11 protein-coding genes are annotated in these 16,880 nt (G+C 51.4%); 9 read left to right on the forward strand and 2 right to left on the reverse strand.

Features of this window, described 5'->3' with window-relative positions:
- Nucleotides 1-369: 369 nt before the first annotated feature.
- The 9 genes from HY774_01565 (at nucleotide 370) to HY774_01605 (ending at nucleotide 13,849) form a co-directional block, all read left to right on the forward strand.
- Nucleotides 370-2,010 (forward strand): hypothetical protein, encoded by a 1,641-nt coding sequence (locus tag HY774_01565; GenBank protein MBI4747149.1) that lies wholly within the window; start codon nucleotides 370-372, stop codon nucleotides 2,008-2,010.
- A 346-nt stretch (nucleotides 2,011-2,356) separates the two neighbouring features.
- Complete coding sequence (locus tag HY774_01570) at nucleotides 2,357-3,991, forward strand: hypothetical protein (GenBank protein ID MBI4747150.1); 1,635 nt, start codon at nucleotides 2,357-2,359, stop codon at nucleotides 3,989-3,991.
- A gap of 104 nt (nucleotides 3,992-4,095) precedes the next feature.
- On the forward strand, nucleotides 4,096-4,338 hold the full coding sequence (locus HY774_01575) for a hypothetical protein (protein ID MBI4747151.1): 243 nt from the start codon (nucleotides 4,096-4,098) through the stop codon (nucleotides 4,336-4,338).
- A gap of 303 nt (nucleotides 4,339-4,641) precedes the next feature.
- The gene (locus HY774_01580) at nucleotides 4,642-4,956 is read left to right on the forward strand and encodes a hypothetical protein (GenBank protein ID MBI4747152.1); all 315 of its coding nucleotides are present in this window, start codon (nucleotides 4,642-4,644) and stop codon (nucleotides 4,954-4,956) included.
- Nucleotides 4,957-4,983: 27 nt separating this feature from the next.
- A complete protein-coding gene (locus HY774_01585) occupies nucleotides 4,984-5,526 on the forward strand; it encodes a DinB family protein (GenBank protein MBI4747153.1) in 543 nt (180 codons plus the stop codon).
- Between the two features lie 182 nt (nucleotides 5,527-5,708).
- Nucleotides 5,709-7,205, forward strand: coding sequence for a magnesium chelatase (locus HY774_01590; protein MBI4747154.1), 1,497 nt, complete (start codon nucleotides 5,709-5,711; stop codon nucleotides 7,203-7,205).
- Between the two features lie 89 nt (nucleotides 7,206-7,294).
- Nucleotides 7,295-8,560 carry a VWA domain-containing protein gene (locus HY774_01595; GenBank protein ID MBI4747155.1) on the forward strand — a complete coding sequence of 422 codons (1,266 nt, stop codon included), beginning with the start codon at nucleotides 7,295-7,297 and terminating at the stop codon, nucleotides 8,558-8,560.
- Nucleotides 8,561-8,878: 318 nt separating this feature from the next.
- The gene (locus tag HY774_01600) at nucleotides 8,879-10,003 is read left to right on the forward strand and encodes a DegT/DnrJ/EryC1/StrS family aminotransferase (GenBank protein ID MBI4747156.1); all 1,125 of its coding nucleotides are present in this window, start codon (nucleotides 8,879-8,881) and stop codon (nucleotides 10,001-10,003) included.
- Between the two features lie 372 nt (nucleotides 10,004-10,375).
- Nucleotides 10,376-13,849 carry a TonB-dependent receptor gene (locus HY774_01605; GenBank protein MBI4747157.1) on the forward strand — a complete coding sequence of 1,158 codons (3,474 nt, stop codon included), beginning with the start codon at nucleotides 10,376-10,378 and terminating at the stop codon, nucleotides 13,847-13,849.
- Nucleotides 13,850-14,112: 263 nt separating this feature from the next.
- Here the strand turns inward: HY774_01605 and HY774_01610 are convergent, their stop codons facing one another.
- Together HY774_01610 and HY774_01615 are read right to left on the reverse strand one after the other, a co-directional pair.
- Complete coding sequence (locus HY774_01610; protein MBI4747158.1) at nucleotides 14,113-14,883, reverse strand: enoyl-CoA hydratase/isomerase family protein; 771 nt, start codon at nucleotides 14,881-14,883, stop codon at nucleotides 14,113-14,115.
- A 197-nt stretch (nucleotides 14,884-15,080) separates the two neighbouring features.
- Nucleotides 15,081-16,850: an alkaline phosphatase family protein gene (locus HY774_01615; GenBank protein MBI4747159.1), complete on the reverse strand. Its 1,770-nt coding sequence runs from the start codon at nucleotides 16,848-16,850 to the stop codon at nucleotides 15,081-15,083.
- Between the last annotated feature and the right edge of the window lie 30 nt (nucleotides 16,851-16,880).

The raw sequence follows: 16,880 nt of genomic DNA on the forward strand, positions 1-16,880 counted from the left end.
TTTTTGTCTCGCTCTCTGCATTTCTGGGGAAGTTGTGGTAGAGTGTGCTGCTTTCACGGCAGCAGGTGTATTTCCATCCAAAGCCACATTTCCAAACGCAGCCATACCTGACGGCTGAAGCTGTGGCCCGGACACGCCCTTCCAGAAGGCATCACTCAGCACTCATGTCAGGCGGACACCTTCAACGCATCAACTTGATCGAAAAGGGGAACGCCTGGTAATTGGCACATTGCTCTCATCTCAACACGTCTTGATGGTTTAGCCATTGGGTGTCCTGTCGAAATTACGTGTCCGTCACACCATAATTCCGGAGAGGGGCGGCGCTCCTCCTCGACCTCAGGGCCGAGGGTCTCGCGCCGAAGAAATTTAATGAACCGGCTCAGCAATCTTGAACACTTTATTGTCGATATTGAAGACAGCACCACCTTGCTGAAGCTTTACCTGGATCGGCTCAGACGTGCTCCCAGTAAAGCCGCAACCTACTGCGAGGCGATTTGCCAGCATAGCGAGGAAATCGCCCAGGCGGTGCATCTGCTCAAACGTGAGCTCTATACCCCTGACGGTTCACTTTCTCCGGGCATTTCATTTCATCTGGCTGCCAGTATCGAGAGTTTGTCGGACCTGGCGGAACTGATTCAGTACTCAGCCTTGCGGTTAGCCACCCAGCAGGTAACCAACCCTGGGGAAGTAACCGATTCGGTAACCCAGGCAACATCCTGTTTTGAAGGTGTGGTGCGGAGTTTAAGCAATATCGAGGTGCCTTTTGACCTGAGCCAGGTCAACCGAATTACCCACCATTTGCGGACGTTGCTCAGTGCCGGTTCCATCTCGGCCCAGGCCAACGCGACCGGTTCGTTGCAGGGGCCTTCGACGCTGTCTCCGCCGCCACCGCAGGAAGCCGAAGTTTTATTCAGTGCGGAAGATGATCCGTTTGATGAACTGGCCCTGGGCGAAGACTTTTTCGATGATGTAATTGGCGGGCTGGATAATGCACTCGATAGTGCCCTGCGTGGATCGGCTGAAAGCGACGGCTTTGATGTCCATGCGATGACCACCGGGGAACTCTCCGAGGCCGCCGCCGCCGAGATGTTGACTGGCAGCGGTCATGGGTTTGGCCATCACGAAGAATATGCGATTGAAACCCCAAGCGATGACCTGCGAGACTTGTTTGCCAATATCGCTGCGGCCTACGTCCAACCAGTCAAGGAATTTATTGCTGAATTGCGACGCGGGAAGGTTTCAAAGGAATGGCTTGAAATTTGTCGTCCTTCGGTGCAGAGCATTGGTCGGGCGGCAGAGTCAATGGAATACTTTGAATTGTATCGTCGGTTGCGATCCTTTGATGAATATCTGGCGGGTGCCCAGCAGGAACCTGACAACCGGGCGATTAAGTCCAACTGGCAAGCCAAATTGATGAAGGCGTATGCCGACCTTGAAGAATTCCTGCCGCAAACCTTCCAGATTCCAGAAGATTCAGAGTCACCCGAAGGCATTATCATCAATTCTTTGTTGAAGCAGGTTAAAGGCGTTGGTCAGGGCACCATCAAGAAGTTGTTCTCAATCGGTATGACCAGCCTGGATGTCTATTTTGTCGCTTCGCCTGGTGACATTGCCGCGGCGGCGGGAATTAAAGTCTGGCTGGCAGAGCGCATTTGCGACCGCTTCCGTCAGTATCAACAGCAGCTCCAGCAACTGAGCGAAGCCGGGAACCAGGAAAGCAAACGCCTGAACGAAATTGGTGAATGCCTCGAAGAACTCAAACGCCAGCAGTTCCTCTTCAAACGCGCCACACTGGAAGACTGGTACAGTCAAAGTGAGTCATCCGAAAAGAAGCGTTTCCGCAAAGACCGCCAGCAGGTCATGTGGCGGCTCAACGTCTTGCTGGCCGAACTTGGCCAAATGGAACTCATTCAGGAAATTAAGAATCTGGTCTTCGAAAAACGCATTGAGCGTCTCCAGGAATATTTAGATGCCCAGCAAGGCGCCAACCGTGCGGCTGGGGAAGCCTGAAAAGAGCGAGTAGCGAGTAGCGAGTAGCGAGTAGTCAATCCTTTATTTCTCAGTGCCTTGTCATAAGCTTTTCAGAGATAGTGGACCTGGTAAGTGTTTGATTTTTCTGCATTTCTCTTCGTGGTTAAAATGTCTGGAATTTTTCGATAAGATACTTAGAAATTATCTCAAAACACCAATTTAGCCAGGCTAAGTGTTGAGAACAGATTTTATTTTAGCGATTTGAGATAGTCTCTTAGGGGTATGCATGTTCTACGCTCCTCTATAAAATCTACCTGACTACTCGCTACTCACTACTCGCTTTCAGTTCGCTATTTCGCTAACTCTCTTTAAAGGTTCAATTGCCATGGCCTTACTGGGTGCCATCCGTCCAGGTACAATCGCAGGGTTAATTCGCCTCTTGTCGCAGGGAGAAGCCGTCGCCACGTTGATTTGCGAGCGCGGTCCGACACGGGTTGATTTTCACTTCAGTAATGGCAAGATCGAGAGCATGGAAGTGAATCAGCTCCCGAGTGATCGAGGGTTAGATATCGTCACCACCTGGGAAACCGGCGTGTATCGGTTGATCAAAGGTCGAATTGAACGCGGGTACGGACTTTTTGAATCCAGTGATCGCGGGGCCGGGGCCCGAGGCCATGTGTTGATTTTATCGGCAGATGTCGGCCTTACGGGAATGGCTGAAAACACACTCGAACAAATCGGATACCAGGTCAGTGTGGCGCCAAGTTCAGCTCAGGCGGTTGAAACCCTGGCCCAAATTTCCCCAACTCTGATTATTCTGGACACCGAACCCGGAGACGGCGAGTTAGCGGCGGCTGAACAGCTCCGCGACCACGATCATGGTCGAGAATTGCCAATTATTGCCCTGACCCGAACGCCGGATGCCTCTCTGGCACGTTCGCTCCATCTTTTGGGATTGTCCTCAATTACCAAGCCCGTTTCTCCTGAAGCCCTGGTGAGTGTGGTACAGCAGGAAATCCAGATGTATCACGTGCGAAGTTCGCGTGACTGGTCGGCGCTGGCAGTCCCAGCCGAAACTCCTGAAATTGCAGCGGATATCGTTGATTTGTTGTTGTTTGAGGAGGTGATTCCCTCACTTGACAGCGTGTTTGACAAGTCTTCCAAACTGGGGATCAAAATTGCCCTTGGCGAAGCTGCGCCGGAAACGGTGGCATTGTTTGACTTATTTGATGGCCGGAACTCACTCCGGGAAATCATTGCGGCGAATCCGAAGCTTGGAAAGAAAGTCAAATTTTTAGCCTCCTACATGGTCAAAACCGGGTTGCTGGAAACGGTGGCGGATGCACCGAAGACCCAGACGGTCATTGATGAAGAAACCGGTGAAATCTCTGAAGTTCCGCTCCCAAGCCTGGCCAAGCCGGCGCCTCGCGAACGACCGGATCAACCCTACTTTACCGCCGTCGAAACACTGGATCTGGCAGATGCGCTGCGTTCAACCTATGGATCTGACGCTCAGTGGGCCAAATTGCTCTCGCTTGGATTGCCGCCAGCGTATCGGGGGGCCTTTGCCGATACCCTGCGTTTTATTTCCTCCGTTCAATCAAATTTCATCAAGCGTGGTGCCTCGGTGGCCATTCCAGCTTTACCTGAATATGAAGTGGCCAGAGTTTTAATGCGTTCTGATTTGTTGATGAGTATCCATGATGTCGAAGATGAAAGCCGATTGATTGATGTGACGCGGTTGTTAGGCGGAAATATCTGGGGCTTTGTCTTTTTTGTCAGCATGCATCAGCGTTCGGCAATGACGTATCTGCGCTCGCTGGTCCATTCAGTCACCCGAAGTTATCAGCGACCCTATGTGGTCAACCTCCTCAACGTTGGTGCCTCGGTTGAGGCCGATGCCATTCAACTGGTTGAAGACACGCTCGAACTTGACCGCAAGGGTGTCGTCGGCGTCTGGAATATCCAAAAACCAGAAGCTGTGATAAAAATGATTGATCAGTTGATTCAACTCAGCTAACCGTTTCAAATCCAATCTGAAAAAAGAGCATCAAACGACGTTCACTCTCACCCAGAGTTGAGTGATTTCAGGTAACTTCCGTTTGGTGAACACAATCTTTCGATATGTCTGAAAACTCTGTTCCTACCTCACCGATTGATGCCATTGTATGGAGTAAAGAAGTCGAAGTGCGAGGCTTATCGCTTCCACTCCAGCTTGAATATGAAAAGCGCGGCGCCTTTTGGGCCACTCGTGGGTTGCGTATGACCGACGGGCTCTTCTGTCAGCTTGAGAGAGAGCACCCGGAACTCACGTTTGTCAAACGCGAATGGATTGAACCGAAGAAAAAGGATGATAAGGCAGAATGAAGAATGTAGTTAGTGGTTAGGGACCCAGAAGAAAATAAAATCCCACTGAAATCGGGTTCAGGGTTCAGGGTTCAGGGTTTGGGTGATGAATTGACTGATCCCACTCAAGATAAGTGCTGAGAAACCAGCAGGTACCATTCAAGTTGGATGATCCTGCCCTGAACCCTGAACCCTGGCGGTATGATATTTCCATCCGACTCCCTTAGTGGTTAGTGGCCAGTTTTTGGCTCTTGGTTCTTCTTCGAAAGTATTGGTTTCTAACCACTAACTACATTCTCAATTCTTCATTCAAAAAGGTTTCCTATGTCTCAGTCGCGAATTGATGCCCTGGCAAAGATGCTGGCTGGCGATCCTTCCAATGTGATGGTGCGCTATGGTCTGGCCAATGAATACTGGAAAATGGCCAACTATGAAGCGGTTATTGAACAAATGACTGCCTATTTGAAAGCCACCGATGATCAAGGGGCCGGCTATCGCATGTTGGGTCAGGCATACCACAAGCTTGGAAACCTGACTGAAGCCCGTGCCGCCTGGCTGGCTGGTCAACAGGCCGCCGAAAGTCACGGTCACCCCAGCATGGCGGATGAAATTTCACAAATGATTGAAGACCTCGATTGACGGATGATTCATCGAACGGAGGACTGAGTGAACTCAAAAGCGATTATGGAATTTAGCCATCGCGTTCACTCAAACCTCTTCAGTGAAGTTGAGCCGCTTTCTGATGCTGATTTGTACCGTCAGCTTACCCCTGGCACCTGGTCAATTGCTGAAGTCATCGAGCACCTGCGGCAGGTTGATGCCTTATTGCTCAAGCTCTTTCGCCGGGTCGCCACGGGACAAAAACCCAGTGAGCGCCGCTTGAGCCAGCGTCTCATTGCCAGGATTGGCCTCCTGGCTGGTCACTGGATGATTGCCCGACCACTGTTTAAAGTCAAAGCCCCCTCTTTTGTTGCACCACTTTCCACTCCCCCTCGACACGAACTGATTGCCGGTTTGAGGCAGGTACTCGACGACCTTGCCCAATGTGAGCAACTGTATTCCTCTGAACAATTAACCCAGCTCTATATCAAACATCCGGGTGTTGGTGCGCTCAATTTCTATGAATTAATGTTGATTGATACCTATCATTTCCAGCGCCATTTGCTTCAGATTCAGGCATTGAAAGAAAAACTCAGATCAGGTGCTTAGTGCCAAAGAACAACCAGGCAGTCACCAGGACCAGGAACCAACCACCAGTTATACCATTCTGGGATGAAATTCTCGCATTCAGGAAATGCTAAAATATTGAAAATGTTGTGTTTCCCTCAGCCCATAGCCCAATACCCTCAGCCCAAATTGGTATTACCAACCCGCCTCAACGAAACTGTTTTATGGGAAATTTAAGTAAACCAGCGACCCTTGGAGAACTCAGGCAGAGCGCCTGGAGTGAAAGCCGTTTACGCCATCGCTCCGTCAAGGATGAAATGCGTGAAAATCTGATCCGGAAACTCGAAGCCGGTGCCCCCCTCTTTCCAGGAATTGTGGGCTATGAAGATTCGGTCATTCCACAGTTGATCAATGCTGTTTTGTCACGTCACAACTTTATTTTGCTTGGGCATCGAGGTCAGGCCAAAAGCCGGATTTTACGCTCACTCGAAAACTTGTTGGACGAGGAAATGCCCGTGATTGCCGGTTCTGAAGTCAATGATCATCCCTACAACCCGATCAGTGCCTATGGCCGGCAAACAATTGCAGAAAAAGGGGATGATACCCCAATTGCCTGGATGCCACGCCACGCCAGATACGTGGAAAAACTCGCCACCCCCGATGTCACCATTGCTGATATTTTGGGAGATGTGGACCCGATCAAGGCGGCAAAAAGCGGCTATCTGCTTTCGGATGAATTGACCATTCACTATGGGCTGTTGCCACGTGCTAACCGTGGGGTTTTTGCCATTAACGAATTGCCGGATCTGGCTGGGAAAATCCAGGTTGGACTGTTCAATATCATGCAGGAAGGGGATGTTCAGATTAAAGGCTATCCCATTCGGCTTCCGCTTGATGTCCTGATTGTTTTTACCGCCAACCCGGAGGACTACACCGCTCGCGGGAAAATCATCACTCCACTCAAAGACCGCATCGGGTCAGAAATTGTGACCCACTATCCGACTTCGGTGGCGGAGGCAATTAAAATTACTGAACAGGAAGCCTGGATCGAGCGCCCACAAACCAAACAGGTTCAGGTGCCGCGCTTTATCAAACAGATTGTCGAACAAATCACCTTTCTGGCACGCGAAGACAGCCGAATTGACAAACGGTCAGGCGTCAGTCAGCGCCTGCCAATCTCAGTTCTGGAAAATGTCCTGAGCAATGCCGAACGCCGGGCGCTGATGTGCCGCGAAACCGTGATTGTGCCTCGAATTAGTGACATTTATGCCGCCATTCCTTCAATCACTGGCAAAATCGAACTTGAATATGAAGGCGAACAGGTTGGGTCTGAGCGAATTGCCCGTGATTTGATCCGGCAAGCCTGTGGCAAAGTGTATCTGGAATACCTGGAACTGGCTGAAACTGGAAAAATTACGGACTGGTTCAACCAGGGACATCATCTAAAGCTGTCCGATATGATTCCGGCAGACCAGGGACTGCGGCAGGTTCAGAACATTCGAACACTGCTTGATGTCGTTTGGCTTGGAAACTTTGCTGAAGGCACAACCTCAGCCCATCTGGTTGCCGCCGCTGAACTTGTTCTCGAAGGACTCTATGCCCAGAAGAAAATCAGCCGGAGCGAAGAACGCGGCTACGGAAAGGTTGCCCCCGAACGCCGTCGGCGTGGCGGAGACGCCGAAGGATTTTATGACTGGACCGACACCGGGAACGTGAACTGAGTCTATGTCAGTACCACCTGCGTCAGCGGGTGGGTTCTCACAAGCAACTCCCACCCACTGACGCAGGTGGTACTGACTTCTGAGGGGTTATGAAATTCACCAAATATGGCAAATGGAGTGGTATTGATTGGGATTCATTCGATCTGGGCAAGCTCATGGACCGGCTGTCGGATTTTTTGCTCCAGAGCGGATTTATGGGTGGATATACCCGGCGGATTCGAGACATTGATACCTCGGTTGAGGCGTTGCGCGAAGCCATCCGCCAGCTCATTATGCGTGGTGAATTGATTGATGAAGATGACCTTCAATCCCTGATGGATGAAAATGGGTATATGAGTCCGGAAAAGCTGGATGAGTTGATTGACGAAATCATCCAGCGGTTGACTCAATCCGGGTATATCAGCACGCAGTCAGCCGAGGATGGGCAGATCGGACCCGCGCCGCCGGATGCCACCGGGCAGGGAAAAGCCGAAGCCTCGAAACCAGTCAAGCTGGAATTTGAAATTACCTCGAAAGGGCTTGATTTCCTTGGGTTTAAAGCACTTGGAAAGTTGCTTGGGGCAGTTGGGAAAAGTAGCTTTGGTCGCCACGATACCCGGTTTCTCTCAACCGGAGTTGAAGCCCACGAATCCAGCAAACCCTATGAGTTTGGCGACACGATCAATCTGGATGTCAATGCCACGTTGCTGTCCGCCATTCGTCGCGAAGGTCTGGGCGTCCCGCTCAATGTTGAATACAAAGATTTGATGGTGCATCAGTCGGAATATTCCAGTTCGTGTGCCACCGTGGTCATGCTCGATTGCAGCCACAGCATGGTGCTGTATGGTGAAGATCGCTTCACCCCGGCCAAAACCGTGGCGCTGGCGTTGACCCATTTGATCCGGACGCAATATCCAGGCGATTCGATTCGACTGGTTCTCTTTCATGATTCAGCCGAAGAAGTTCCCCTTGCCAAACTCCCTCGGGTCAAGGTCGGCCCCTATCACACCAACACTGCCGAAGGACTGAAACTCGCCCGTCGGATTTTGACTGCCCAGCGCAAGGATATGCGGCAGATCATTATGATCACTGACGGTAAACCATCAGCCTTAACTATGCCAGGTGGAAGGATTTACAAGAATCCAATGGGGCTTGACCGGTTGATTATGGACGCCACCTACCGCGAAGTGGCCGCCTGCCGTCGCAGCAACATTATGATCAACACGTTTATGCTGGCGGATGACTATTACCTGGTTGATTTCATCAAGAAAGTGACCGAGATTGCCCAGGGCAAAGCGTATTTCACCACAACCTACAATCTCGGGCAGTATGTGATGATGGATTTTCTCAAGAAGAAAACACAGAAGGTGCATTAGAACCGGGCTGAAAACAACGGGCTGAAGACATTGGGCCAGGGGCTGAGGGCTGAAGAAGTGGTTTGATTTCATCCCTCATCCTTCATCCCTTCGATTGCCCCGAGCTTGCGAGTCTTCAGCTTGGTGTCTTCAGCCCCAAGCTCCAAACCCCAGGCCCTGGTTTTCTCAGCCTGTTCCCAAAGGTGGACAACCAAACTGCGAATAGGGTAGGGTAGCCCCTTTTTGAGATTCGGCCTGTGGTTGACTGGTATCCAGTGAGTGATCGAGGTGTAACCTTGGGTGATCTCTCATCCTGAAATTATCCTAAAGTTGATTCCCATGAATGTTCCCCTGCTTGATCTGAAAGCGCAGTTTGCGACGCTTCGTGCTGAACTTCTCCCTGCAATTGAAACCGTCTTTGAAAACCAGGCTTTTATCCTGGGTCGTGAAGTCGAACTCCTGGAAAAAGAAATCGCCGAGTATTGTGGTGTTCCACACGCCATTGCCTGTGCTTCCGGTTCGGATGCACTGCTGCTGGCGTTGATGGCACTCGATATCAAACCCGGCGATGAAGTCATCACCACTCCCTACACATTTTTTGCCACCGCCGGCTCGATCTCCCGCCTGGGTGCCATTCCGGTTTTTGTTGATATCGAACCTCACACCTTCAATCTTGACCCCACCCAGCTTGAACAAAAAATCACGCCCCGAACCCGTGCCATCATCCCAGTTCATCTGTTTGGCCAATGCGCGGATATGGACGCCATCAATCAGATTGCCTGTGCCCACGACCTGCCGGTGATTGAAGATGCCGCCCAGGCCATTGGTGCTGAGTGGAAAGGGAAGCGGGCTGGTTCAATGGGGTTGATCGGGTGCTTCAGTTTTTACCCAACCAAAAATCTGGGGGCGGCAGGTGATGCCGGATGCCTCACCACGCTGGACGCTGGGTTGGCAGCCCGGCTGCGGGCGCTCCGGGTTCACGGTGAAACCACCAAGTATTATCATCGCTATGTTGGCTTTAATAGTCGCCTTGATGCGCTCCAGGCCGTGGTACTGCGGATCAAATTGCGTCATCTGGATGCGTGGAGCACGGCTCGGGCGAACAATGCTCGCCACTATGCGGAACTCATCGCGGCACACCCAGGGCTGGCCGACAAGATTCACTTGCCGACGGTTTTGCCTGACGTGCGACATATTTTTAATCAATTTGTGATTCGAGCCACCAACCGCGATGCCCTGCGGAAGTTCCTCAGGGAGCAGGGCATCGGCACTGAAGTCTACTATCCACTTTCACTCCATCAACAGGAATGCTTTGCTGATTTAGGCTATTGCACGGGTGATTTTCCTGAATCTGAACGCGCCGCGCTCGAAACACTGGCACTTCCAATCTATCCCGAACTCACCGCTGAAATGCGTCAATATGTAGTTGAAAGCCTGGCAGGTTTCTACGCTCAAATGCCCTGAAATTCAGATTCTCAAAGATCTGAAGAATTGGATTTCACCTATGGAAATTTGGATTTTTGTGCAACGGCGTCAAGGAGTTGCAGGAAGTGTACCCTAATGTCGGAAAAGGCTAGACAAGAACTAAACCTTGTGTAAATCTTCCTTTGACTCGTCAAATCCTAAACTATAATCCAGCCGTAGCCAGCTTTTGTGCAGTGAGTTTGCCCACACACTTGGATATCTTCGCCTTCAGTGTGCTTAGGAATCAGGGGAAGGTGCGGCCTTCTGGTCAATTCCCCGAGATTTCATTCACATTGAACGGAGGTGCCATCGCCGGGCATTCCAACCATCATCGTTTGCAAGAGTCCAGAAAATAAAAGGAGAGTTTGCTACATGTTCAACCAACTCATACATCTGGCTGTAGCTCCGAAGAAGAAAAGGCTGGGCGAACGCGAAAAGTCAATCTTTTCAACTGCCGTGTTTTTCTTGGCATTCGCTCTGTGTCTTTTCCCAACCGTTGCTTGGGGCCAGGCCGCAACCGGGCAGCTTCGTGGTACGGTCACGGATCCATCCGGGGCAATACTTGCGGGGGCTACGGTGACCGTCACCAACCAGGATACAGGGGTCAGCCGTGATGTGACCACCAATGAATCCGGTGACTATCTGGTCACCCTTCTTCCGCCAGGAACGTACCGAATTGAGGTCAAGATCGAAGGTTTCAAACAGTTTACGCTTGACAATGTTCCGGTACGCATCACCGAAACCACGGTGGCGAACGCCAAACTGGAAGTCGGTGCCGGAACCTCGGAAATTATTACCGTCACCAGTGAAACACCACTGGTGCGAACCGATTCAGCCACGGGCGGGCGGGTGATTGAAGAACGCAGCCTGCGTCAATTGCCACTGCCAACCCGCAACTTCCAGCAATTGTTGACGCTGTCGGCTGGGACCTCCAGCAACATCACCAACACTTCAGAAGTGGGTCGTGGCGACACTGCCATCAACGTAAACGGTCAGCGTACAACCAGCAATTCAGTGCTGATCAACGGGATTGATGCCAACTCAATCGGAACTGGCTCAACTCCCAACCTGGCGGTACCAGCCACCGATGCGCTGCAGGAATTCATCGTTCAAACCAGCCAGTTTGATGCGTCTCAAGGACGCAATGCCGGCGGGATTGTGACGGCGGTGACCAAATCAGGCACCAATGAATTTCACGGCAACGCGTACTACTTTATTCGCAATGAAAAGCTGAATGCCAACAACTTCTTCCTCAACGGACAGGGAGTTGATCGGCCCAAGAACAATCGCCACCAGTTTGGCGGAACCTTCGGTGGCCCGATTGTCAAAGATAAAGTGTGGTTCTTTGGTTCATACCAGGGAACGCGTGAAACCAACGGTACTTCATTGACCAACAGTCTGGCGACGGCGTTTACATCACCAGATTTAACCGATGACCGGTCATTGACGGCACTGGCCGCCTTATCCCGGACCCGGGCGCCACTCTTTGGTGGATATGTCAATCCAGTCTCGATTGGATTGCTGCAAGCCCGATACCCAAATGGAGACTTTCTGATTCCTTCTGGAAATGGATTGTCGGTTCGGACCTTGACGTCAGAGTCAACTTTTGACGAAGACCAGTTCAATGCCAACGTGGATGCCCAGGTCAACAGTAACAACCGGTTGGGCGTCAAATTCTTCTTTGCCAACAATTCACTCGATCAAGGATTGTTTAGCCAGTTTGGGTTGGCGAATGCCTTGCAAACGCCGGGGTACCCGGTGGCCACCACTGCCGACAACCGCTTTTTGTCAGTGGTTGACACGCATGTGTTTGGGGGCGGGATCGTCAACGAATTTCGGTTTGGCTACAACGCCATTCCGACCACCGCCATTCCAGAAGAACCGTTCACTGCGGCTCAATTTGGAATCAACACTCCCAATCAGGGGAACTTCAGCGGGTTGCCGGCGATTGCCCTGTTGAACCAGTTTACGGTTGGTCCATCAGGATTTTCGCAGAGCGACAACCAGGCCGACACCCTGTCATTTGGTGATACGGTAACCTGGACCAAAGGCCGACATTCGATGAAGTTTGGCGGCGAATACCGCTACAACCGGGTGCGCCTCGACTTTGATATTTTCGCCCGTGGTTCGATCACCTTCACGGGTGGTGTGGCGGCGGCGCTGGCGGCCAGCCGTCCAGGTTCGATTACCCGTCCGGACGCCTTTACCGAATTGCTGGTGGCCCCAACGCTGGCTTCAAATGGTCAGTTGTTTGGGTTGCCGAGCATCTTCTCAATCATTGGTCCTGGTTCAGCCCAGCGTGCGGTTCGTTCACATGACCATGCGTTTTTCTTCCAGGATGACATTCGAGTCAATAACAAGCTGACCCTGAATCTGGGCATTCGGTATGACTACTACGGTGCCTTCTATGACACTGAAGGTCGGTTTGTGACCTTTGATGACACGGTGCCAGGAGCTGGCCGGATAGGAACGCTCACCGGGTTCTTCCAGGCTGATAATGCTGAAACACCGCTGGCTGGGATTCCAACCCTGCGCAAATCACTGGTTGATCCAGACCGGAACAACGTTGCGCCACGGTTTGGGTTTGCCTTCACCCCGTTTGATGCTGGAAAGTTTGTGATTCGTGGCGGATATGGTGTGTATTATGATCGTCCAAATGCCCGTGCGGCCAATAACCAGGGGTTGAGCTTCCCGTATTACACGATTGCTTCAATTCTGCCTGGCACGCCATTCTCACGACCATTCAGCAGCCCGTTTGCTCCGATTCCACAGTCCTATCCATTGAACCTTCAGGATCGCACCAACTTCCCAACGGGTGGCCTGCCATTCTTCGCGGGTGGCGTGCCGATTCCGGTTCAAGGGATTTACCCTGGACTGCATGCGTCACGGACGCCGTACATTCAACAGTACACATTAGGCTTCCAGTGGGAGTTCGTTCCAAATACCCAGTTGGAAGTGACCTATGTCGGCTCGCAAGGCCGCAAATTGTCACGGCTGCGCAATGTCAACACCTTGCGTGGGCCAAACCTGGTTCAAACCGGACCGTTCTCACCCTCGCTGTCTGAAGTTGTGATTCAGGGATTTGGCGTGCATTTGACCGAAAACACGGCGCGATCCAACTACAACTCACTGCAGGTGAGTTTGACCCGGCGGTATGCCAATGGGCTGCAAGGGTTGGTGGCGTACACCTACTCACACGCCATTGACGAATACTCTGGTCAGGGATCATCCAACGGAACGAGCGATGTGTCGGCTGACTTCGGAAACCAGGGGAACTTTGCTGGGAACCGGGCCTCGGCTGATTTCGACCGTCGTCATCGCCTGGTGGTCAGCATGGTCTATGACCTGCCCGCTGTCTACAAAGGTGATAGTGTTGTCGGCAAATCGTTGCTCAACAACTGGCAGATTTCAGGCGTCTTCACCCGTCAGGCTGGATCACCGTTTAGCATTATCAACACGGCTGGTCTCTTTGACTCGTCACGTGCCAGCTACAACCCGTTGTTTGTCGGCGGCGATGCCAACGGCAGCGGACCAGATAAAGAACGGCTGAACCGGTACTTCAATACCAGTGCCTTTGTTTTCTCGAGTGGTGCTGGAAACTTTGGTAACACCGGTCGTAACATTTTGACCGGCCCTGGCCAAACCAACACTGACATTTCAGTTGTGAAATTCATCCCGATTAAGGAACGTCACAAAGTTGAGTTCCGGGCTGAGTTCTTCAACGCGTTCAACCAGACGAATTTTGCCAACCCGGTGAATGTTCGTTCCAACCCCAACTTTGGACGGATCGTGAGCTCTTCAACTGGCCCGCGTCTGATCCAGTTTGCGTTTAAGTACAGCTTCTAATCAAACGACTTCGTTTGTGATTGGAAATGTGAAAAGGGAGACAGTGGTTCACTGTCTCCCTTTTTCTGTCTGGGCTGTGTGTTTGACAGGTCCAGATAGTGATAGCAATGTGGGCTGATACCCTCAGCCCAAATTGCTATAGTTTTTCAGATAAATATTGCCCTGGTGTTTTTGGTGATCATCGTTCAGAAACCATTGAAAAATTTGGCTTTCTTTTTCGTGTAGTTCGTGTGTTTCGTGGTTTCTTTATCTGAAATTCTATATCAGTTCTTCTTGAGAAACTTGGCGACCCCAGCCTGACAATCTTCAGTGCTTCGACTGAGCACATTTCCGTCAACGCCGCTTCGAACTGCTGATTCAAACGTCATTCCATCCATGTGATAGAGCAGGCGCTTCATTAAATAAAGGGCTGATGCACTCCGTGACGCCAGTGTGGTGACGTATGCCAGGGCTCTGGTTTCAAATTCAGCATCTGGATAGACGTGAGTGACCAGTCCATAATTTGCTGCTTCCTGGGCTGAAAGTGGGTCGCCAATCGCCATCCAGTCAAACGCCCGTTTCTCGCTGATATTGCGGCGTAAAATCGCCATCACCATGGCTGGAATAAACCCAATTTTGACTTCTGGATAGCCAAACTGAGCGCTTTCAGCCGCTAAAATGACATCACAGGCCGATGCCAGTCCGCATCCTCCGGCCAGGGCCCGGCCTGTCACCTGAGCAACAATCGGCTTGGATAGATATCGCATCTGGATAAAAAGCTGCATAAAGCCTTCGGCATCGCTGATATTTTCAAGTGTTCCAGCCTGGGCAATTTTTTCAAGGGCTGATAAATCGGCGCCAGCGCAAAAATCTTTTCCGGCGCCTTTCAAAAGAACCACCCGCACTGCCGGATCAGCCCCGGCAACGGCAACTGCCGTTCGTAGTTCGTGGAGTGTCTGATCATCCAAAGCGTTTCGTTTGTCAGGACGATTGAGCAGAATCGTTGCCAGCGGTGCCTCGACTTGATAGCGGATGCGTGAAAATTCGGTAGTCATATCTTTAGGGCTTGGGGCTAAGGGCTAAGGGCTGAGGGAAATACAGACCTTTCAACCCTTTCGCCGGTTAAGAACACAAGGTGGGATTTCAAAGTGAAAGAAGGTTGTTTGGAAGTGAACCTTTTGTGATGAAAAATAGTCAAGTGATTCTATAAATTGAATTTAACGGGCTACTGACTACTGACTACGAACTGATGTTATTTTTTCTTTTTGGATGGGGCTACAGTTGGTTCCAACGCTTCGGTCAGCACCCGACCGACTGATCCGCTCGGAGGTTCAATCCCAAGGATTTCAGCCAGCGTGGGTGCAATGTCGGAAGGCGAACTCAGGGCTGGGTATTGACCTGGGCGCAGTCCTTTCCCCATCAAAATGACGGGGACGTGCGTGTCATAACTATATGGAGACCCGTGAGTCGTGGCCAGAAAATAGTCTTCTTCGAAGAAAAAGTACGGCTGGGCAATCAGATACACGTCGCCGCTTCGTTGTGGATTAAACGCGGCGGCAACTCGCTGTGAGAGGTCATTGGCTGGTTGTGGGCCGTTAATCAGTTGGGTTCGGGTAAAGTAGGTCGCCACCCCTGGAATATTCATCGCGGCCTCGCCTGCCACACGCTCGACCTCTAACCGATTCAATCCCTTTGATTTGATCACTTCCTGGTTGAGGTAAATTGATTCGTTGGAACTGCCGGCAATCCAGGGCGCGTCACCATATTTTCCGTTGAGTGTCTGGCTGATGATTTCATAGAGAGCTTTTTTCGAAACCCGTCCGCCACCTAACTTCTTTGCCTGCGCATATTCCGGGACCGGCGCCACACCGTGGTCAGCCGAAAAGACCACCAGCGTATTGGCCAGTCCAACTCGCTGATCAATGATTTGAAAAAACCGTTCAAGTGTGCGGTCGGTGCGGATCACCATGTCCTGCATTTCCTGACTGTACGGGCCAAAGGCATGCCCCATAATGTCATTGGCTGAAAAACTGACGGAGAGCAGGTCCGGATATTCGTCTTCCCCCAGATGTTCGTTCTCAATCGCCAGTTCGGCAAAATCCACCAGATAGTCGTTGGCCCAGGGGGTTCGGGTGAAATCATCATAAAATTTGGGGCCTGCCTGCGTGCCGCCGCCATTGATAACGTGTGGAAACGTCTTCACTCCTGAAAGCCCAGTTTCATAGGGTGCATTGTCCTGGTCTGAGCGCGCATATTCACTATGTGGAAGCAACCGATCCCAGGTTTTTCCAAAATACCCGAATGGAATTTTCTGATCATTAAAAGCTTTTACCCACGCTGGAAGCTGGGGAAGATAATAGCTGCTGGTCTGCATCTGCCCTTTGGCGGTGTCAAACCAGTAGGCCGCATTGGCACTTTTTCCCGCGGGAAGAATTGCGCTCCGATCCTTGAGCGAAATCCCAATTGCCCGTGACCGAAAATTGTTCTGCAGGCGGAGTTGGTCACCAATCGTTGTACTCATCATTTTCCGTGGGCTGGCGCCGCGGCCTTCGGGAACGCCAACATAATCGGCATCACTCACGCTGGTGACCTTAAAGCCTGATTCGCGGTCCACCCATTCATTCCCAATAATTCCTGTAATGGCCGGAATTGATCCAGAAAGCAAAACTGAATGTCCACAGGCGGTATAGGTGCAGGCGTGCAGGTAATGCGACGACGTAAAATAGGCTCCCTGATTGAGCATCCGTCGAAATCCACCCGTTCCAAACAAGTCTCCAAACCGGGTCAGGTAATCGGGGCGAAACTGGTCAACCACAATTAAGAGAATTAGTTTGGGTGGACCGGCTGATTTGGCTGGCAAAGGACGTGGGGTTCGTTTTTGTGCCGCAACGGCCAAACCTGGCCAAATCAGAACCAGACAAACCCAGATCAACAGATATCGCCGAAGGTGGGCAGAAGTAGCAAAAATGCGGGAGCCGATTGTATGTGATGGTGATGTGGAGGGAGAAACAGAATTGATCATGCCAGTTTAGCTCGGTGGAAAAGTAAGGTT

The organism is Acidobacteriota bacterium (genome assembly GCA_016208495.1).
Lineage (GTDB): Bacteria > Acidobacteriota > Blastocatellia > Chloracidobacteriales > Chloracidobacteriaceae > JACQXX01.